Annotated in this window: 14 protein-coding genes; 1 reads left to right on the forward strand and 13 read right to left on the reverse strand. The window is 59.0% G+C overall.

Going from position 1 to position 20,350, the window contains the following annotated elements:
* Positions 1–8 precede the first annotated feature (8 nt).
* The gene (locus KGA88_RS10460; RefSeq protein WP_223590619.1) at positions 9–2,618 is read right to left on the reverse strand and encodes a LuxR C-terminal-related transcriptional regulator; all 2,610 of its coding nucleotides are present in this window, start codon (positions 2,616–2,618) and stop codon (positions 9–11) included.
* A 249-nt stretch (positions 2,619–2,867) separates the two neighbouring features.
* The gene (locus KGA88_RS10465; protein WP_223590622.1) at positions 2,868–4,061 is read right to left on the reverse strand and encodes a lipid-transfer protein; all 1,194 of its coding nucleotides are present in this window, start codon (positions 4,059–4,061) and stop codon (positions 2,868–2,870) included.
* Positions 4,062–4,312: 251 nt separating this feature from the next.
* On the opposite strand from KGA88_RS10465, the gene KGA88_RS10470 reads away from it, so the two are divergent.
* Positions 4,313–7,003 (forward strand): LuxR C-terminal-related transcriptional regulator, encoded by a 2,691-nt coding sequence (locus KGA88_RS10470; RefSeq protein WP_223590625.1) that lies wholly within the window; start codon positions 4,313–4,315, stop codon positions 7,001–7,003.
* Positions 7,004–7,168: 165 nt separating this feature from the next.
* Here KGA88_RS10470 and KGA88_RS10475 read toward each other — a convergent pair whose 3' ends face one another.
* From KGA88_RS10475 to KGA88_RS10525, 11 genes are all read right to left on the reverse strand, one after another.
* Positions 7,169–8,533, reverse strand: a complete 1,365-nt coding sequence (locus KGA88_RS10475) for a DUF1329 domain-containing protein (protein WP_077182794.1) — start codon at positions 8,531–8,533, stop codon at positions 7,169–7,171.
* A 27-nt stretch (positions 8,534–8,560) separates the two neighbouring features.
* Entirely contained in the window at positions 8,561–10,372 is a 1,812-nt protein-coding gene (locus KGA88_RS10480) for a DUF1302 domain-containing protein (RefSeq protein ID WP_077182793.1), read from the reverse strand.
* Positions 10,373–10,535: 163 nt separating this feature from the next.
* The gene (locus KGA88_RS10485; RefSeq protein ID WP_223590628.1) at positions 10,536–11,399 is read right to left on the reverse strand and encodes an MBL fold metallo-hydrolase; all 864 of its coding nucleotides are present in this window, start codon (positions 11,397–11,399) and stop codon (positions 10,536–10,538) included.
* A 111-nt stretch (positions 11,400–11,510) separates the two neighbouring features.
* On the reverse strand, positions 11,511–12,653 hold the full coding sequence (locus KGA88_RS10490; protein WP_077182791.1) for an acyl-CoA dehydrogenase family protein: 1,143 nt from the start codon (positions 12,651–12,653) through the stop codon (positions 11,511–11,513).
* Positions 12,654–12,667: 14 nt separating this feature from the next.
* Positions 12,668–13,861 carry an acyl-CoA dehydrogenase family protein gene (locus KGA88_RS10495; protein WP_077182790.1) on the reverse strand — a complete coding sequence of 398 codons (1,194 nt, stop codon included), beginning with the start codon at positions 13,859–13,861 and terminating at the stop codon, positions 12,668–12,670.
* Between the two features lie 154 nt (positions 13,862–14,015).
* On the reverse strand, positions 14,016–14,609 hold the full coding sequence (locus KGA88_RS10500) for a DUF2889 domain-containing protein (RefSeq protein ID WP_077182789.1): 594 nt from the start codon (positions 14,607–14,609) through the stop codon (positions 14,016–14,018).
* 153 nt (positions 14,610–14,762) lie between these two features.
* Positions 14,763–15,524 carry an SDR family oxidoreductase gene (locus tag KGA88_RS10505; RefSeq protein ID WP_223590631.1) on the reverse strand — a complete coding sequence of 254 codons (762 nt, stop codon included), beginning with the start codon at positions 15,522–15,524 and terminating at the stop codon, positions 14,763–14,765.
* Positions 15,525–15,590: 66 nt separating this feature from the next.
* Complete coding sequence (locus KGA88_RS10510) at positions 15,591–16,721, reverse strand: CaiB/BaiF CoA transferase family protein (RefSeq protein WP_223590634.1); 1,131 nt, start codon at positions 16,719–16,721, stop codon at positions 15,591–15,593.
* A gap of 188 nt (positions 16,722–16,909) precedes the next feature.
* Entirely contained in the window at positions 16,910–17,953 is a 1,044-nt protein-coding gene (locus tag KGA88_RS10515; RefSeq protein WP_223590636.1) for an alpha/beta fold hydrolase, read from the reverse strand.
* Positions 17,954–17,969: 16 nt separating this feature from the next.
* Positions 17,970–18,374, reverse strand: coding sequence for a hypothetical protein (locus KGA88_RS10520; RefSeq protein ID WP_077182785.1), 405 nt, complete (start codon positions 18,372–18,374; stop codon positions 17,970–17,972).
* A gap of 14 nt (positions 18,375–18,388) precedes the next feature.
* The gene (locus KGA88_RS10525) at positions 18,389–19,705 is read right to left on the reverse strand and encodes an alpha/beta hydrolase (protein ID WP_223590639.1); all 1,317 of its coding nucleotides are present in this window, start codon (positions 19,703–19,705) and stop codon (positions 18,389–18,391) included.
* Between the last annotated feature and the right edge of the window lie 645 nt (positions 19,706–20,350).

A 20,350-nucleotide genomic window follows, 5' to 3' on the forward strand; every position in this document is an offset into this window, starting at 1 on the left:
GGCTGCTCCTACAAGGTATTCAGGTCGCGCCATTTGGCAATCGCTTCTTCCCTGCCTGTGGCGTCGAGCTTGGCGAACAGATTCTTGATGTGCCATTTAACCGTTTCAGGTGACACACCAAGGGTGCGGGCAATTTTCTTGTTAGTCATGGCTTGTGCCATCAACTGCACGACCTCGGTCTCCCGCTCACTCAAGTTCGCAACCGATGAATTCACTGTGCGCCCGGTTTTTTCTGCCGGCCTGCCCGCTGCGATCAGGCGCTGGGCATAAAACGCAAGCACCGGATCAAGCGCATTGGCTTGCAGTAAATCGTTCAGCATTCGAGGCAGTTGTGGCGCAACATCGAGCAGACTGCGTACCAGGCCCAGGCGATGTCCCAGACGCAAGACTTCAATCAATTGTTCGAGCGCTTGCTCGTCACATCCTCGCCCCTTTTCAGCGATGGACAGTTGAAGCCGCGCGATGGCCACCCACTGCCAATGCGTGGCCGTTTCACACTCATTGATCAGCAATGCGATTTGCTCGATCGCCACACTGAATTCGCGCTGATACAAACTCAATTCGATCGCCGCCCGCAGGGCCAAAAGCCGGATGATCAATGGCGTACCGCGATGGATGCCGGCCTGCTTGTCGGCAAGTTCCTGCAGCTCGCTCAAAAGGGCTTCGGCCTGCGAAGTATGGAGTTTTTCGAGACACCAACGCATACGCACGTACAGTGTCCAGGCGAGCAGACGGCCCAGGTCATAGCGCTGTGCGTAGTCTTTCAAGCGATCCAGATAGAGCACCGCCTGGGTTTGCTCGCCCTTGAGCCAACAAGCGCGGCTCAGCGACAGAAGACTGTGCAAGACGATGTTGGGCATGGAAATCCGCTCAAGGATGTCGAGGCGAGGCTCAAGCAAATGGCAGACATCGGCCAGATTGTGTTGTTCGTACAACAGGCTGGCGAGAAAAGCGGCAGCCGCATGGCCAGCGACCGCGGCACTGCTGCCGTGCGATTTTGCGGCTTCCAGGGTGTTGCGAAAGATATTCTCCGCTTCACTGATGCGCCCCTCATGCACCAGGCTCATGCCGTAGATGCATCGACCAACGAGGGTCCGGCGCGGCGAGGTATTCGGGCGATCGCTGTGCTGGATGATTGCATGCACTCGCTCGTGATCACCGCTGAACAAATACAACCAGGCAAGAATGGAGGCGCGACCGGTCAATATCAGATCGTCGGCATCGTCAGGTATCGCTTCCAGTTCCGGAGCGAAGCACCATGCGGCCTCGGTCAGGTCACGCTGCATGGCCAGCGTGCCACGCGTTACCAGCAGGCCTTGACGCTGTTGAACATTCAGTCGGTGCTGTTGCGCCTCCAGCTGGTCAAGTATCTCTTGCCCTTCTGCGAAGTTATGCGCATGCAGCTGTAACTGCGCCATCACCAATTGCAGGCTATAGCGCTCGCGCATCTGTTCCATGGGCAGCCTGCGCAGCAGGTTGGGCAATTGACTGAGGGAACCACGCGCCATCAATTCGTGCGCACAGGCTTCGACAATCTCGGCCGCAATCTGAAAATCGCCGGCCAGTACGGCGTGGCGCACCGCCTCGTCGATATGCCCCTGTTCGAGCAGCCAGTCGCGCGCCACTGCATGGAGTTTTTTTTGTTCCTCCTCGGGCTGACGGCTCAGATGCTCGCGCAATACCTCGCGCAACAACGGGTGGAGGCGGTACCAGGTTTCCCTGTCGTGGCTCTTGATCTGGGTGATGAACAGGTTATCGCTGTCGAGGCGGGTCAATTGGCTCATCATCCCGGCAATCGCGTGCGGCTTGCCAACAAGCCTGGCGCACAAGGGGGCGGTGAAGCGATTGCAGATCGAAGAACGCGTCAGCAACTGCCGGTCTTCGAGTGGCAAGTGGATCAACACCTCCTGCTCGAAGTACTGCGCAAAGGCCCCGGCGCCTCGCACCTGCATACGATTGACGCTGCTGCCGTGCCTGGATTTCAAGTCGATAGCGAACAATTGCAGGCCAGCCACCCAACCGTCGGTCAAGTCATGCAAGGCCTCGGCATCGTGAGTGCTGATCTCGCCAAATTGTCGCAAGTATCGTTCTGACTCTTCGACACTGAAACGCAAGTCACGCAAGTCATACTCGCTCAGCTGCCCCTGGGTGCGCAGACGCGCAAGCGGAAGCGTTGCAGGTAACGCGCTGCGCGTGCCTAGCACCAGGTGAAGGTTCGGCGGTGCATAGTCAAGCAGCCAACCCAGCACCTTGAAGTTATCTGTATCATTGAGGTGATGCACATCATCGATCATCACCACCAGCTCAGAGCCGTGTCGAGCCACAGACTGAAGCAGGACGATGACCCAGTGTTCGAGCGCCAACTCGCCACCACCTTCCCCGAGCAACAAAGCAGCTTCTCGTGCAAGCGCGCCGTCGACCTCGGCAACGCTGGCCAACAAGCAGTTAGCCAGTCGCGCCGGCTCATTATCCTCGCCAGTCAGTGACAGCCAGGCGACGTCGAAATCTATCGCTATCAATTGCCGGCGCCAGGCCAGCAAAGTGCTGGTCTTGCCGCTTCCGGCAGGCCCCTGGATAGCGATACAACGCTGCCGGCGCGCCTCCATCAGGCGGCTCATCAGTGTCGCTCGGGGCATGAGCTGGCGTGCACCGCGAGGTGGAATGACCTTGGTGTCAGGGATGAGTTGAGGCACTCGATCGACTGACAGGTGGCGCTTGGGATCTTGGGGTGGCATAGCCATCGACTGAATTCCGGAGACGATCTTCTTCAAGTGCAGACCGACAGTTTAATACAGGAAGTACGCCATGCTGATTCACTGCGTTCGGTGCAAAAAACGCGTGCGCCTTACGTGCGCACGCGAACGACATCAAGCGCGGCCGTAGAGCGTGACGACGCAGGCACCGCCCAGGCCGAGGTTGTGTTGCAGAGCGAGATTCACGCCTTCGACCTGGCGCTTGTCAGCGGTTCCGCGCAGCTGGTGCGTCAGTTCATAGCATTGAGCCAGACCTGTGGCCCCCAGCGGGTGGCCCTTGGAGAGCAGCCCACCGGATGGGTTGGTCACCACACGCCCGCCGTAGGTGTTATCGCCATCGAGCACGAATTTTTCGGCGCCGCCCACCGGGCACAGCCCCAAGGCTTCGTAGGTCAGCAGCTCATTCTGGGCAAAGCAGTCATGCATTTCGGCCACCAGGATATCCCGCGGCCCGACACCCGCCTTCTCGTACACCTCGTGAGCGGCACGCTGGGTCATGTCGAAACCGACCGTCTGGATCATCGATGCCGGTTCGAAGGAAACCCCACGATCAGTGGTCATCGATTGCGCCATGATCATCACGTCAGTGCGCAGACCATGTTTTTTGGCGAACGCTTCGCTACAGATGATCGCCGCGGCTGCGCCACAGGTAGGCGGGCAAGCCATCAGGCGCGTCATCACACCCGGCCAGAGCACTTGATCGTTCATCACATCTTCGGTGGTGACGATTTTACGGAACAGCGCGAGCGGGTTGTTGGCGGCATGACGGCTGGCCTTGGCGCGAATCGCGGCAAAGGTGCTCATCTCGGTGCCATAATGCTGCATGTGTTCACGCCCCGCACCACCAAACTGTCGCAGCGTCATCGGAACGCCGATCGCGCCGGCGTCAGCGGTCAGTTCGTCCGAGACCTCCAGGTGCTTGCCCATGCAGGCCGGACGATCGGTAAACACCGCCCCCAGGGCGCCGGGTTGCATTTGCTCGAAGCCCAGGGCCAAGGCGCACTCCACCGCCCCGCTTTCCACGGCCTGGCGAGCCAGGTACAGGGCAGTGGAACCCGTGGAGCAGTTGTTGTTGACGTTCACTACCGGTACGCCGCTCATGCCCACTTCGTAGAGTGCCGATTGGCCGCAGGTGGAATCGCCATAGACATATCCGACATAAGCCTGTTGAACCAGGTGATAGTGCAGTCCTGCGTCTTTCAATGCCTGGCGAGTGGCTTCAGCGCCCATTTCGATATACGACCCACTGGCCCCAGGCTTCAGGAACGGGATCATACCAACCCCGGCAACGTACGGTTTGTGCGACATCACATTCTCCATAAAAAATTCAGCCCACTGCGGCTTCTCGCTTTGCTCGATATCCCGAGCAATCCAGGCTGCATCGTTACGAAATCATCTGCAGGCTGTACCCGCGTCCTGCGGGGGGGATTGGGGTGGCCCCCCCTGTCTTCGCCCGATTGCGCTTGCCCCGGCGAGTAATTTAGTCATTGCATAAACGTGCTGTAATCGGCCTAAAATCTTTCAAAAGCCTTTGAAACCCGCAGCAGACTGGATTAGCCATGCTTCCGAGTTCCCCGCCCATTACCACCCGCTTCTCGCCGCCACGCATCAGCAGTCACGCCGTGCTGCGGGAGACGCTGCTGGCCCGCCTGCAAGCGGCTCGGGATTGCCGCCTGACCCTGATCAATGGCAGCGCGGGGTTCGGGAAGACCACACTGATGGCGCAGTGGCGACAAGGCCTGATCAAAGACGGCAGCATTGTCGTATGGCTGTCACTCGCCCAGGAGGATGGCGTCCTTGAGTCGTTCTGCGCCAACCTCATCTGCACCCTCCAGAATGCCGGTGTCCCCCTGGAGGACGATCTCTTGCTGTTGATCGAGCGCGAGTCACTGGACGGCTTGCTCGCGCTGGCGTCGGTGATGATCAACACCTTGGCGCGGGTCAGCAGTGCGCTGTACTTGATGATCGATGATTTCCATTTCGCCACCGATCCACGCATTTCCCGCCTGATTCAACTGATAGTGGATGGTGCTCCGGCGCAGCTTCACATTGTCCTGGCCTCACGGATGAATCCCAATCTGAAGCTCGGCCGACTACGAGCGATGGCCGAGCTCTGTGAGATCAACGCCACCGAGCTTGGTTTTGATTTCAACGAGTCCCTGGCCTTCCTCAAGGCCTATCTGGACGAAGGCATCGATATGGAACTAGCGCACTCCATTCACGACAACACGGATGGCTGGCCCATTGGCCTGCAATTGATGTCCATCTCGCTCAAGGCCAACCCGCGCAAGGAAGCGAAGATCCATCGACTGCTTCCCGGCAACAGCGATTTGCGGGACTACCTGGCCGAAGACGTGGTGAACGGGTTACCCACGGAGATCATCGGATTTCTCGAGAAAATCTCGATTCTGCGCCGCTTCAATGCGCAGGTAGCCGAGCATGTCAGCCAGGCATCGCAAGCCGCCGAACTGATTGCCAGTATCGAGACCCGCAACCTGTTCATCCTGCCTGTCGACATGGAGAGCCAGCAGCAGTGGTACCGGTTGCATCCGCTATTCGCCGAATACCTGCAACAACGCTTGACCGCGTCGGATGCCGACCTGCCCCGATTGCACCTGCGTGCCGCGCATTGGTTCGAACACGCCGGAATGGTGAGCGAAGCGACTCGTCATGCAGTACTCAGCGAAGACCTTGAGGAGCTGGTCTGGCTGCTGGAGCGAAAGCAGCCGACCTACCACAGCCTGAGTCATCTGGGTCAATTCATGCGCTGGCTCGATTGTGTGCCTCTGGAACAATTGACACAGCACCCCAAGGTACTGCTTCAAGGTGCCTGGGGCTGCTTGTTGACGATGCTGACCAGCAAAGCGGAAACGTGGATCGACGTGCTCGAAAAGAGCCCGGCGACCAAGACAAAGTGGAAGCCACAAATCGATCTGGCCAAAGCAGCGGTCGCTTTGCAACATGATGACCTGGCACGTTGCAGCCAGCTCGTTGAGGGCTTACCGGAGCGCAGCTTCACACATCCGTTCAATGAGCGGATGCGTGTCTGTCTGTACATCAACTGCCTGGTCTACCTCGGCCATCAGCAACAAGCCTGGGAGTACCTCAATAGCCCCGAATGCGAAACGCTGCGCACCAGCCATGATGAGTTGGCGCTGATGATCGTCGCCACCATTGCCCATGGGGTATTACTCAATGGAAACGTCATAGAGGCTTCACGGCATCTCATTGATGTTCTACTCCTGGCCGAGCGCAATCACGGTCGTCGTTCAGTCAGCGCATGCACCTGTGCGGTGGCGGTCGCCGAAGCGCACTACGAGATGGATCGCATTGACGATGTACGCGAAGCCTTGAGCAATCGTCTTGATCTTTTGCGATTCGCTCCGCCATCGGTGACCATCTCCGCGATGATCAGTGTCGCTCGCATGAACTACTTGCAGGAGTCCACGGCCAGTGCGCTGACTTACCTGGCCAAGATGGCGATGGAGTTTCGTGCTCGAGGATTCGATCGCGCGCTGGCCCATAACCTGACCGAGCAAATACGCTTCCTGCTTGGCAACGGCGATTGGCGACAGTGCGAAAGTCAGAGAGCCGGCCTCGACGCGCTGACCCATCGCCACTCGGACGACACGCCGCTTGCTCAGGAAATCAGTGCCCTCGCGGCCCTTTCGCGCGCGCGCATCTGCCTGGCCAGGCAAGAGCCGGAGCGTGCCCTCCTGGCCCTGGACATCGTCGAGCAGTTCGCCAGTCGCTACTGTCGAGGTAAATGGCGAATCCAGTCGGGTTTGTTGCGTGCCGTTGCGCTGAATGATCTTGGACGCCCGGCAGAAACCACCGTGCTGTTGCGTGAAGTCGTCGGTGAAAGCTATCGGCTGGGCCTGGTGCGCACGCTGCTGGATGAAGGCCCTTCCCTGCTGACCCTGCTGGCCAATCTGGATTGCCGTGACGATCCGGTCCTGGACAGCTACCGCAATCGGTTGGCGGCCGTCCCGTTGAATTGCGCCAGCACTGGCCCTGCATCGTCACGTGCAATGAAAGATTCGGCGGCGGGGGAATCCTCGCTGTTTACCAAGCGGGAGCTGGAAATCATCAGTTTGCTGGAGCAGTCGATGCCCAACAAACGCATTGCCCAGACCCTGAATCTCAGTCAGGAAACCATCAAGTGGAACTTCAAGAACATCTACACCAAGCTGGGTGTGTCGTCTCGCTATGAGGCACTGACTGCGTTGAGACAGCGAGGTGAACAATAAGGCCGTTTGAAGAATGATGGACTTTGTAGGAGCGAGCCTGCTCGCGATGGACTCAAGAGCGCTGCGCTGAAGCAGACAGCACGAGTTATCGTTAACGACCATCGCGAGCACGCTCGCTCCTACAGGAAACCCTCCTGCGGGAGCGAGGGTTTGCAACGTCCGGAATCAGCGAATGCCTGCATTGCGCAAGGCCGCCGGGGTGAATTCAGCCAGGTTCGGCTTGACCCCGTACTCGATGCCTTCCTTGAATTCGTTGCCCAGCGCAAAGGCCAGGTAGCGACCGGCGATTAGGTCATACAGCACTTGGCCGGCGTAGGTCCCGACGCCTTGTTCATAGTCGTTCATGGCCATGCCTTCGGCGACACGCCACAACTGCCCACGGCCGTCGTAATGGTCGACTTCGGCCAGTTGCCAGGTATCTTCGTCAAAATACATATGACGTTTGGCATAGATGTGACGCTCACCCGGCTTCAGGGTGCCCTCCACTTCCCACACGCGGTGTAGCTCGTAGCGGGTCAGGTCCTGATTGATGTGTCCGGGCTTGAGAATGTCGGCGTATTTCAGCGAGGGCGAAGCCAGGCGGTAGTTGTTGTACGGAATGTACATCTCCTTCTTGCCGATCAATTTCCAGTCGTAGCGATCAGGAGCACCATTGAACAGGTCGCCGTTGTCCGAAGTGCGCATGCCGTCCGACGCGGTACCTGGCCCATCATAGGCAATCTGCGGTGCACGTCGCACACGACGCTGACCGGCGTTGTAGACCCAGGCCAGACGCGGCTCCTTGACCTGATCGATGGTTTCATGCAGTAGCACGACGTTACCGGCCAGGCGTGCCGGGGCCGTCACGCGTTGCTTGTAGTAGGCAAAGATGTTTGCGGTGCTCTCCTTGTCGTCACCGGTCATGTATTGCGGGAACGCCATTTCATCTTCGAACTCGACGACGGTGAACGATCCATCAACCTGCGGCGTGGCCTGGACCATCTGGCGTCGCTGGTTTAAACCACGATAGCGAGTCAGGTGGTTCCAGAGTACTTCGACGCCGTTCTTGGGAATCGGGAAAGCGAAGCTGCGAGAATCGCTGAAGTTGCTCAAGCCATTGCCACCATCAACCGGCTGAGTGTTTAACGCACTTTTTTTCGCCGCATCGTAGATTTCCTTCGGCGAAGCAGCGGTGCGGTGTGACTTGTAGACCGGAATCTTGTACGTATTGGGATAGCGTTTGAACATAGCCAACTGGCCGGCGGTAAGCTTGTCCTTATACTGTTCGGCGTTGGCAGGCGTGATGGTAAAGAGTGGCTTTTCAGCGCTGAACGGATCACCCAGGAACCGATGACTGACCGGTGCCGCGCCAGGCCTCAGGCCGCCTGTCCAGGCCGGAATGCTGCCATCGGCGTTACCTTCTTTCTGCGCGCCGAGCGGAGTCAGCGTCGTACCCAGTTTTGCTGCCTCTTCCTGAGAGACCGCGGCCATTACCTGGCCGGCCAGCAGGGTCAGTGCCAGCGCGCCTACATGCATCATTGTTGTTTTCATGCTTGGTTTCTCTCGTCTTTCTTCTGTTTAGAAGTTCACGCCAACGCTAAGCGCCACGAAGTCACGGTCACCGTTGGTATTGAAATGACCACCAAAGAAATCGGTGTAACTGAGGCTCGCCGTGTAGGTGTTTTTGAAGTCGGCATCGAGTCCGAGGCTGACGGCCTTGAGCCCTTCCTCGAAGTTCGGGCCGTTGCCATCCACGTCATGCGACCAGGCCAGGTTGGGTGCCAGGTTGATGCCGGCAAACACGTTCGGGTAATCCAGACGAGCGCGGGCGCGGTAACCCCAAGAGCTGGTGGTGTAAAAGCCCTTGTCGTTGCATTCCTGTTGCGGGTTATTTGTCGTGTTCAGGCACGCAGCGTTGGCTGCTCCAGGCTGAACGCCAACCCCGAATATCCCGCTGCGACCGAAGCGCAGGTCGGTGCCATCAGCCTCGCCCAGGCCATTGATGCGGTTGTAGCCCACCTCACCCACCAGGGTCAGACGGCTAGCCCCCATGACCTGCTCGAAAAACTGCGTGGCCGACAGTTGCGTTTGCAGCACCGGCATGCGCTTGTAACCATTGATCTCACCACCCAGGGCTGTGGTCGCATAACCAACGCGATTCAACAGCGCGGTGGGGTTACCCGTCGTTGCACCTGCCAGGTCGGTGTTGTTGAGCTGCAGGGGCATGTTTGGCCGGTAACTGATTTCGCCACCCAGCGAGGTGCCGTTAACGTTGGTCTGGAAGCTCAGGCCATACAGGCGAATGTCTTCGGGATAGTCGACGAAATAGCGCGAAGCGCGCAGCGCCGGGATCGGGTTGGCGGCATTGAACGCCACGGTCGAACGCAGCGTGCTCAGGTAAGGGCCGCGGCTGTGATAGTTCATTACGTAGGCACCAAATTCGGTGTCGTTAAGCTCCGGCACGAACCAGCGCAGGGCCAGGCCATACTGGCCACCGTCACGGGCCTCGTTGTCTTTTACCCGCGGGGTGTAGGCATTGTCGGTGTTGTTGTTGAAACCGGGGGGGTTGGCCGTGTTGTTGGCCAGCCCCGGAGCGAGGTCAAGCCCTGCGCCGACCTGACGATCGTTGCACCCTTTGGCCAGCGGGTCGGCACCGAAGAAGGTGCCGCAATTGTCAACGACCGTGCTTTCCCATTCCAGTTGATAGAAGGCTTCCGCACTGAAATTCTCGGTGATGTTCTGAGACATGTAGAACATGTTGACCGGAATCAGACCTTCCTTGACCTCGGCACCGGGACGACGCAATGCGGCCACATCGATCGGGTTGATCGAGTTGATGCTGTTACCGATGAAGGTGCTCTCGCCCCAGCTCACCACCTGCTTGCCCAAGCGCACGTTGCCCGGCAGCTCGCCGATGTTGTAGCTGTGATAGACAAAGGCATCGAGGAATTCGGCACCCGAAGCCTTGGCCATGTCATTGCGACCACTGTCGTCGATGTCATAAAACGGCCGGTGTTCGTCCTTCAGTTCAAAGTCGTACCAGTACTTGCCACGAACGAAGATGCCGCTGTCGCCATACTTCAATTCCAGGTCATGGATACCCTTGAATATCTTCGAGAAGGTTTCGCCCTTCTTGAAGTTCAAGCGATTGTCGTCAGACAGCCGGGACGACGAATTGCCGCGCGCACCTTGCGAGTTAAAAGGGGAAATGAAATCAGGATCCCCCCCGCGCAGCGCCCAACTGGCGCCCATCGAAAGTGAAGTATCGAACTGTCCCTTGATTTCCCCGATTTCGAAGTTGACGGCATTGGCTTGGGTGCTCATGCCGATGGCAACAGCAGCCGCCAGCAGTTGGGGGCGAAAGCCACCCTGCATTATTGTTTTTGTCATGCGGCACTCCGATTGTGCGAAATGTTTTCTTGTAGTTTTTGTGATTAGAACGATTCGATCCTAAGAGCCGGACCGGTCATCTCGCCCACCCGCTGGAGGGGGAATTAGGGGGGGATGGAAAATTAAGCGATGAGGGGGGGCGTGCGAACGAAGCTGAAGGCCTTTAGCCTTCGAACCGGTTCAACGTGCGGTAGTGATCAAAGGGGATATAGCGGGATCGGCGATCACGCATAACCTTGACCATCGCCACCTCCGGGTCGCGAGCAAAGAACAGGCGCCCACCCTGAGCGACCAGATGGTCGAGCAGATGCTCCTTCTCGTCGATCACACGCTCAGCGTTGCGATCCCGGCCACTGGTCACCTCAAGATCAAGCCAATGCGTCCCGGGAATCAGGTCACCGCAGAAAACCACCGGACCTCCTGGCAGCTGAATTTCCGGCAACAGCTGACCCGGCGTAAATCCATCGTTTATGTGAAAACACCAGTCATCGCCGAGTGATTCACATCGAGTGGTATCGACCAGGGTCAAACGCCCGCTGCTCTCCAGCCCATGCACCAAAGGGGCGACGAACATTTCCCGATCCCGCGGATGCGGGCGGCGTGCGCGGTGCCAATGTTGCTCGCCACACACATACCGCGCTCGCGGGAACAACAGGCGCGGCATATCGCCTTCCCTGACCCGTTCACTCATGTCCTTGGAGAGGTGCGCATGCACGTGAGTCAATACCACCACATCGATGTCGGCTTCTTTCAACCCGCGCCGCGCCAGGCTTTCCAGCAAACCCGGTGACTGCGGTTGGCAACCGCAGGTGCGTGCAAGCGGCGCCAGAAGATTTTCGGCTCCGGCCATGACCAGGATGTTTTTGCCCTGCTCTTGCACCAACAGCACCCGCGCAGAAATCTCTACCGTATTGTCGGGAGCGGGCTTCATCCAGTCGGCCCAGAGCACGCGCGGCGTATGTCCGAACAACATGCCGCCATCAAGTCTGCAACCCATGCCCGTCAGTGTGGAAATGCTACGGCTCAATTTCTTCCCCTTTTGGTGATACACGGTTCAGCCGTAACGGCTGCTTTTCCCGAAAAAAAGGGCCCGAAGGCCCTGATAGGGGAAAATCAATACGGACATTGCCGTCGTTTCTCAGTCGACCTGCAGCAACCGGCTGTAGGCCTTGAGGTGGTGATCATCGTTGCCGAACTGATGGCTGAGCATCAGCAAGTGCTTGGCGTGATGGGACAGCACATATTCCCAGGTCAAGCCGATGCCACCGTGCATCTGAATACCCTGTTCGGCGATAAAACGAGCGGCGCGCACGATCAAGACCTTGGCGGCCGCCAGCGTTCGGCTGCGCTCGTCGCTGTCTGGTGCATCGGCTGCACACGCGGCAAGGATGGCCATGGAGGTGGCTAGGTCCAGTTCGATGCGCATGTCCACCATGCGGTGTTGAAGCGCCTGGAACTTGCCGATCACCTGGCCGAACTGCTGGCGGGTCTTGAGATAATCGAGGGTCAGGTCGCACACCGCTTCCATGCTGCCCACCGCTTCGGCGCACTGCGCGGCCAGCGCGCGACCTTGCTGATAGCTCAGAGCGGCCAAGGCCTGGCCGGGCTCACCGAGCACACTGGCGGCACTGACGAAAACGTCGTCCAGGTACAGCTCGCACGCATTGCGGCCATCCATGGTCGGGTAGGCGCGGCGGCTGACGCCCGGCGCACGCGGATCGAGCAGGAACAGGCTGATACCGGTTTCGTCACGATCGTTACCGGCTGTTCGCGCAGATACGACAATCAACCCGGCGCTATGCCCTGCGACCACCACCGATTTACGCCCGTTGAGACGCCAGCCTCCATCCTCGGCTTCGGCGCGGGTGCGCACATCGTGCAACTGGTAATGGCTGGTCGGCTCATCGACGGCCACTGCCAATTGCAATTGCCCGCTGGCAACCGCCGGCAGCAATTCGTTGCGTTGCTCGTCAGTGCCTGACTGGGTCAGCAGACCACCGGCGAAGATGACCGACTGAAGGTAGGGTTCCAGACACAGCCCACGCCCCAGTTCGGTCATGATCAGCAGCGTCTCCACGCCGCTGCCGTCAAAGCCACCCAAGTCCTCGGCGAATGGCACGGCGGTCAGGCCCAACTCCCCCAACTGCCGCCAGAAGGCGAGGCTGTAGCCCAGTTCGCTCTTGGCGAATTGTTCGCGCGCTTCGAACGCGTAGTTATCACGCACCAGGCGAACGGCGGTGTCCTGCAGCATTTGCTGCTCTTCGGATAGTTTGAAGTCCATGATCGCTATTCCCCTTACAGCTCTAGAATCATCTTGGCGATGATGTTCTTCTGGATTTCGTTGGAACCGCCGTAGACCGAAGTCTTGCGCATATCCAGATATTGGCTGGCAGGCGTGGTGCTGTAGTCGCGGTACAGGTCTGCCTGCTTGCCATAGCCCAGCTCCTCTTCCACGAAGGGCATGGCATAGGGGCCCAGGACCTTGCTCATCAGGTACGTGATGGCCTGGCGAATTTCACTGCCCTTGATCTTCAGGAACGAGCTTTCAGTGCCCGGCACCCCGTCGTCTCGGGCAGCGGCAACAATTCGCAGGTTGCTCATTTCGATAGCCATCAGTTGGATTTCCAGCTCGACGATCTGCATGCGCAATTGGATGTCATCGATCAATGGCAGGCCGTCGCGCTGTTCCTGGCTGGCGATGCGCTTGAGCCGCGCCAGCATCTGCTTGGCCTGGCCGATGCCGGCAATGCTGGTGCGCTCGTGGGTGAGCAAGTACTTGGCGCAGGTCCAGCCCTTGTTCTCCTCGCCGACCAGGTTTTCCACCGGCACGCGTACGTTGTCGAAGAACACTTCGTTGACTTCATGCTCACCATCGAGGGTGATGATCGGGCGCACGGTGATGCCCGGGGACTTCATGTCGATCAACAGGAAACTGATGCCCCGCTGCTGTTGGGCCTCAGGGTCGGTGCGCACCAGGCAAAAGATCCAGTCTGCATAATGGGCCAGGGTGGTCCAGGTCTTCTGGCCATTGACCACGTAGTGGTCGCCATCACGTACGGCGCGGGTCTTGACAGCGGCCAGGTCAGAACCGGCGCCCGGCTCGGAATAGCCCTGGCACCACCAGTCCTCGGTGCTGAGAATTCGTGGCAAGAAGCGCGCCTTTTGTTCAGGTGTTCCGAACTTGATGATCACCGGGGCGACCATGTTGACGCCAAAAGGCACGACCCAAGGGGCGCCGAACGCAGAACATTCCTCATCGAAAATGTGTTTCTCCACCGCGCCCCAACCCGTACCGCCATACTCCACAGGCCAACTGGCGGCCAACCATCCCCGCTCATTGAGCAGGCGCATCCAGGTGACCTGGTCTTCTTTGTTGAAACGCTTGCCGTGGCGGCCACGCGCGGCGATATCGGCCGGCAATCTGTCACGTAAAAATGCCCGCACTTCCTCTCGGAAAGCCAATTCGGCAGGGGTGAATTGAATGTCCACTGATCTACTCCTCACATTCGGCTGAAAGTGGGAAAGAACAGCTCGGCTAACCCACTGGCAGCCACGGTAGAAGAATGATCGGTGTGACCTCCCCCCCCACGGAAGGGGGGCTTGGCTGTCGCGTGCACGGGATCGACAAATCCGGTCGAGTTGTTCATTCACTCTCGACATTCTTTCCGGTCTGCACTTGCGGGCGCCATTCGGTAAGACGGCGCGCGGGTTCCCCGCCCGGTTGAAAGGCGTGGCAGGAGCCGATCATCCTTTGCTCAGGCATTTTGAAGCCAGGATCGCGGGCAGCACGCTCGAGCAACTCCCTCTGCAGAACTGGCGCGACGATCTGAACCGCGGTGGTCGCCATGGGGCCAAGCAATTCAGTCAGGTGCGTGCAGCCCTGTATGCCGCCCACCCGCTCGGTCACTTGCTTCTTCAACCCGGGACCGATCTGAATGCCCTTCAGTTTCGCATAGGCCGCGGATATCTCTGCGCAGAGCGGAGTGGGTGTAACTTCGGAGCGCGCTTCGATGTGCTGGATTTCCAGTTGCGAATTTACCGTCATGATCATGACCATCTGATGCAGCACACCGCCGGCCGGAATGATTCCGTAGGAAAGCTGTGTCTCGATTCCCTTGGTGTCCAGCAACCGGGCTTCAATGTCGAATAAACCATCGCTGCGAAGATAGCCGGTACAGGTAACATTGCGGGTATGCAGCAATTGCCGTGTCGGCGCGTTCAAATGATCCTGACTCATTGCACAGCCTCGTAAGAGCATGAAGAAAGCGGCGACCTCTCATGGCCGCTCGCAAACATTGGATGCCAGACGGCACCCAGCCGCCGCAGACCAGAACCTGGCCAGGCAAGTAATCCGTTTACGCAATTTTTTCGGCGCTTTTTCCCCGTCGGCTCAGATTGCCGTAAGGCCGCCATCTACTGCCAATGCTTGGCCGGTGGTGAAGCCGGCGCCATCACTGCACAGATACAACACGGCGGCAGCGATTTCCTCTACCTTGCCGAAGCGGCCAACTGGATGCACGGCAGCGGCGAACTCGCCTTTTTTGGGATCGGACTCATAAGCACGACGGAACATATCGGTGTCGATCACACCTGGGCATACCGCGTTGACACGGATTTTTTTCTTCGCGAACTCGATCGCCGCCGCCTTGGTCAGGCCGACCACCGCGTGCTTGGAGCCCGTGTAGATGCTCATCAACGGCGCGGCGCCCAGACCGGCCACCGATGCGGTATTAACGATCGCTCCGCCTCCCTGGGCTAGCAGTAGCGGAATTTGATGCTTCATGCACAACCACACGCCTTTCACGTTGACGCCCATAATGGCGTCGAACTCGGCTTCGCTGCCTTCGGTCAGCTTCTTGCCATTCTCGATCTCGATGCCTGCATTGTTGAACGCGTAATCCAAGCGACCGTAGGTAGCGACCACTTGCTCCATCATTGCTTTGACTTCGTTTTCCTTGGAGACATTACAACGAATGAACGTCGCCTCACCGCCCGCCGCACGAATCAAACCCAAAGTGCCTTCACCGCCCTGCACATCAAGGTCGGCCACTACAACGTTGAGCCCTTCGGCGGCGAAAGCCTGCGCGGTAGCGCGGCCAATACCGGCAGCGGCACCAGTAACCAGAGCCACCTGGCCAGAAAAAGTGCTCATTTCATGAATCCTCTATTGGGGGAGAACTTAAGACGACAGTTTTGTATCGCGTGATTGGCAGCCCTTTCAAACAATCGCGCCGACGTTGCGCAGTTCGTCGATCTGCTCGTTGCTGAAACCGAGTTGCTCAAGGATTTCGAGGGTGTTTTCGCCGTTCTTTACGACCCTTCCCGCCTCCACGGGTGTACGACTCAAGCGGGGAGCGGGTGCCGGGTGCAGTACGCCGGCGGTTTCCATGAACAGGCCACGCGCGCGGTTGTGCGGGTGGGTAAAGGCTTCGCTGAAATCCAGCACTGGGGCAAAGCAGACATCCGTACCTTCCAGCAGTTGGCTCCAGGCATCGCGGGTTCGAGTCATGAACAGCGCCTCGAGCTTCTGGCGAAGCACCGGCCAGTCCTGCTTCTGCCATTGCTGCTTGAAATCCGCATCGTCGATACCACACAGTTCCAGCAACAATTGATAGAACTGCGGTTCGATGCTGCCAATAGACACGAATTTTCCGTCGGCGCAGGTGTAGCAACCATAGAAAGGCGCGCCGCCATCGAGCATGTTGCTCTGGCGCTGGTCGTCCCACTGCCCCTGATGGCGCCAGTCGTAATACATGCTGCCGAGCAACGTCGCGCCGTCACAGATGGCGGCGTCCACGATCTGCCCCAGGCCGGATTTCTGCGCCTCGAACAGCCCGGCCAGAATGCCTGTGACCAAAAACATCGCCCCGCCCCCCATGTCGCCCACCAGATGCAGCGGCGGAGTCGGTGGCCGGTCGGCATGGCCCATGGCGTTGAGCACGCCTGACAGCGCGATGTAATTCAGGTCATGCCCTGCCGCATGTGCCAGTGGCCCCGTCTGGCCCCAACCGGTCATGCGCCCGTAGATCAACCTCGGATTACGTTCAAGGCAGACCTCCGGCCCCAGGCCAAGGCGCTCCATCACGCCGGGGCGGAAGCCTTCGATCAACACGTCGGCGCCGTCGATCAGTTGCAACAACACTTCAGTGGCGCCGGGTTTACGCGGATCAATCGCAATGCTGCGGCGTCCGCGCCCGAGCAGGCTGCCATCGGCATTGAGAAAACCGGCCGTATGACGGTCGACGCGAATGACTTGCGCGCCCATGTCCGCCAGCATCATGGCGGCGAACGGCGCAGGACCGATCGCATTCATTTCAACTACTTTCACACCTGCCAAAGGTCCGGGCATCTCAGGGTTCTCTTTTGTTATAGGGAGGCTGTTCGCTGCGATCCAAGACACTAGGCGCACGGCACCACAACCGCCCCACTCCCTGAAGGGGGGAATTACCCCCCTACCCGCCCTCGCACTCCACAATCTGGCCAGCTGCAGGCATCCGCCTCACAATTTCACGCGTGCGCTGCCCTTGCCTTGGGGTTTCATACTGAACGCTCGCCCAACCATTGCTCGAGCCTGGGCCACATACGCTTCACCGCGGCCGGCCCCGCCACCAGGCTGACATGACCGCCCGGCAGCATCAGTTCTTCCTTGTCACGCGAACCCACGCGAGCCACCAGGGGCTGCGCACAGTCCGGCGGCACCAAGGAGTCGTATTGCGCGATGACGTGCAGCAGCGAGACTTCGATATTCTTCAGATCAACCTCCTGGCCACCGATGCGCATGCCGCCTTCGTACAGTGAGTTTCTTTGCCCCAGCTCCAGATGAAGCTGCCGGAAGTACTCGCCGGGAAGCGGCAAGGTCTCGTCATTGAAACGCGCCATCATGCGATAGCCCCTGACGTAATCGTCGTTCCACATGTTGTCCCAAAGGCGAGCCTGGCCGGCAATTCGGCCTGCGGGGCGATGCAGCTCAATCGCCTTGATGATGGTCTCTGGCGGAACAAGGCCGGTCGCATCGATCAAGCGCTCGATGTTGATGTGCCGTTGTTTGGCCAAGGGCATCTTCGTCCAGTCGATGGGCGTGGTGAAACAGACCAGGTTTTTCAGCGGGCTACCGGGATGCAGTGCGGCGTAAAGCGTCGCTAGGACACCGCCCATGCAATAGCCGATCAGCGTGACGTCTTCCACGCCCGTGTCTTTTTGTACTCGGCGGATGCAATCGGGAATGAAGTCGAGCACATAGTGTTCGAGCTTCAGGTGAGACTCTTCCCGGCTCGGCGCAATCCAGTCCATGACATAGACGTCGTACCCCCGCGCGAGCAGAAACTCGATCAGGCTCTGTCCCTTTGTCAGGTCGAAGATGGCAGCCTTGCTGGTCGTCGCCATGACGAACAACAGCGGCACGCGGTAAATCTCGTCCGCTGTGGCGTGATAGTGGTAGAGGCACAAGGTGCCGCGACGGTGCAGCAGGGTCTTGGGCGACAGGCCTACGGCCGGCGGCGGCGTGCCGAGATACTCGAGACCCTTGAGACCCCGCTTGACCATCATGCTGAGCTCGGAGCGCAGCCTGTTAGCCAACGGCAAGTCGCAGACCTTGTTGTCATTTGGCCGAGGCATCTTCGTTCCCCTCCTTTCTTTCTCTTTTGGAGGCCGCTTTGCGGGATGCCGGTAATGGTTCGGCTCGTGGACGTCGCGTGCGTGGCGGGCGAGGAGCAATTTGCGTGCTGGCGGCAGCTGGAAGCAATTGGTTGAGCTTGTCCTCGACCCGCCGCAGTGAGGCGGCAAGGGCGTCGACTTCGCCGCGGCTGGGAACGTCCAGATGCTTGTACAGACGCTCGAGCGATGTCTGCGACAGGTGCTGCAAGCCGAGCGAGACCCGCGCATATTGGTCGATTACGAGGCCCACTTCCTTTGAGTCCAAATGACGTGCGGCCAAGGCATTGACGCCGTTTTCGAACCGGGTGATAGCTTCACGATACAGTTTGAACGGATCAGGTAATGCCATGACGTATTCCTCGATCAAGGATTCACAGTGCAGTTTTTTTCTGTTGGCCAGGTTTGCCGCGCGGCCATTCGATCAAGACCGGAAATGGCTTTGCGCCGCAACATGGCGGTGGGCAAGAACCAGGGTTTGATCAACAGGCCGCAGACTTTGCTCGCCTTTGGCGACAGCAGGCGTAACAAGACGATGCCCCACCGTTCGGTCACGACCCAGGTGGTCAGCGTAGAAATCGCCAGTTCATCGGCAGTGCAACGCAGACGCGAGTGCTTGCGTGGCAGTCTGTCGGCGATTTCAATTGTCCGGTCCGCAGCCGGTTGCCGCGCGAATGCACCCTTCAGTGCATCGCCGATGCGCTGCAGCGCATCGCGGCTGGCACCGTTGACCGAATCGAAATTGAGGAACCCATGGAACTGGCCCCTGTAGTGCAACAGTTCCACCGGCACATCATCGGCGCGCAAGCGCGCGGCATAGTCCAGGCCATCGTCGCGGATCGGGTCGAAACCGGCACTGACGATAACGGCCGGCGCCAGGTCGTGCATATCGGGGTTGCGGCGTGGCGAATACCAAGGGTCGAGCAAGTCCAGTGTGTCGAGCGAAGGGGCCAGGGTTCGCTCGATCCATTGCACCGCATGATCGGTCAGAAGCGTACGCCCGTAAGCGTTCTCCACATAGGAAGGGAATCTATCCACCAACTCGGTCGCCGGGTAAACCAGCACTTGCAGACTCAGTACCGGGCCGCCGCGACGCAGACTTTCCTGGGCGACAGCCGCACAGAGATTGCCCCCTGCAGAATCGCCGCCGATCGCCAGGCGAGTCGTATCGATCCCTAGTTGTTTGCCATTTTTAGCCACCCACTCAAGCGCGGCGAGCGCATCAGCACGGCCCGCAGACAAATTGTGTTCCGGCGCCAGACGATAGCGCACGGCGATCACTATGCAGTTGGCCGCCAGAGCAATGCTGCGGCAGATCCCATCGGCTGTATCCAGGTCGCCAATGATGAAGCCACCGCCGAAAAACCACATGAATGCAGGCTGCGGTTGCGTGGCATTGTCCGGTTTGAAGATGCGCAAAGCGATTGCGCCGCCCGGCCCGTCGATCATTTGTTCAGTCACTGATCTCACCGGCGGATTGCGCCCCAGAGCAAGCGCCGCCAATCGCCAGCCCTGGCGCAGCCTGGGCAGCGAATAGTCCTCCGCGGGATGCAGACTGGTGGAGATGTTAGCCAGGCGCAAGAACGCACGGGCCTCGCGATCCGGTTGCTGCGCACGCAGTACGCGAGGCATGCCGATACCCGGACGCTCAGGGGGCGCTTGTTGGTTTTGATTGTTTTTCATTGCCACTCCGTTCGCAAAAAATCCGTATACCGCGCATCAGCAATAGCTTACTGAGCGCTACGGTTGCGGTGGCTACCCTCAATGGGGGGGGTGGGCCTTCGACAAGGCCGTTAGAGACCAAAATCTACATCAGGACCGTTTGCAATCGGCCCAGAGTGTGTAAAAACGCCTTCGCGAACCCTTGCTATGATTTCTGAGGATTTCATCGCAGGGATCGACCATGAAGCGCTATATCCAAGGTGAACATCGAGGCCAAGGCAACTTACTTCCCGAGAGCCTCGACGACTACATCTTTGCAGACCGATTCTTCAAATAGGTCAATGGGCTGCGCCTCTCTAGCAAGAAGTGTTTCCTGCTGCGGTTGGAGATCATCCCGACGTAGGCAGATGGGGATTGTTCCTGAGCGTCAGCTTTGGGCCCAGACAGTGTGAAAATGCTGGCACCGTGCCCGAACACTGCCGCTCCTGCGACGAAAAGGAGCGAGATTTCGACGGCTGTCGTTGCCAGGCCTTCTTGCTCACCAGCAATGCAGACCCGTTGGGTACGCCCCCCACATCACTGGGCAATCTTGGGTCGTCACAGAGGCCGAACAGGCCTCCCGCGCCATCGACGAACTAACAATAAAAAACGCCCCACCAGGGCGCC

It is taken from the genome of Pseudomonas sp. A-R-19, assembly GCF_019956575.1.
Taxonomy (GTDB): Bacteria; Pseudomonadota; Gammaproteobacteria; order Pseudomonadales; family Pseudomonadaceae; genus Aquipseudomonas.

Coding starts and splice junctions, on each gene's coding strand:
- KGA88_RS10460 (WP_223590619.1), bottom strand. CDS start 2,618: ATGAGCCGCCTGATGGAGGCGCGCCGGCAGCGTTGTATCGCTATCCAG.
- KGA88_RS10465 (WP_223590622.1), bottom strand. CDS start 4,061: ATGTCGCACAAACCGTACGTTGCCGGGGTTGGTATGATCCCGTTCCTG.
- KGA88_RS10470 (WP_223590625.1), top strand. CDS start 4,313: ATGCTTCCGAGTTCCCCGCCCATTACCACCCGCTTCTCGCCGCCACGC.
- KGA88_RS10475 (WP_077182794.1), bottom strand. CDS start 8,533: ATGAAAACAACAATGATGCATGTAGGCGCGCTGGCACTGACCCTGCTG.
- KGA88_RS10480 (WP_077182793.1), bottom strand. CDS start 10,372: ATGACAAAAACAATAATGCAGGGTGGCTTTCGCCCCCAACTGCTGGCG.
- KGA88_RS10490 (WP_077182791.1), bottom strand. CDS start 12,653: ATGGACTTCAAACTATCCGAAGAGCAGCAAATGCTGCAGGACACCGCC.
- KGA88_RS10500 (WP_077182789.1), bottom strand. CDS start 14,609: ATGAGTCAGGATCATTTGAACGCGCCGACACGGCAATTGCTGCATACC.
- KGA88_RS10505 (WP_223590631.1), bottom strand. CDS start 15,524: ATGAGCACTTTTTCTGGCCAGGTGGCTCTGGTTACTGGTGCCGCTGCC.
- KGA88_RS10510 (WP_223590634.1), bottom strand. CDS start 16,721: ATGCCCGGACCTTTGGCAGGTGTGAAAGTAGTTGAAATGAATGCGATC.
- KGA88_RS10520 (WP_077182785.1), bottom strand. CDS start 18,374: ATGGCATTACCTGATCCGTTCAAACTGTATCGTGAAGCTATCACCCGG.
- KGA88_RS10525 (WP_223590639.1), bottom strand. CDS start 19,705: ATGAAAAACAATCAAAACCAACAAGCGCCCCCTGAGCGTCCGGGTATC.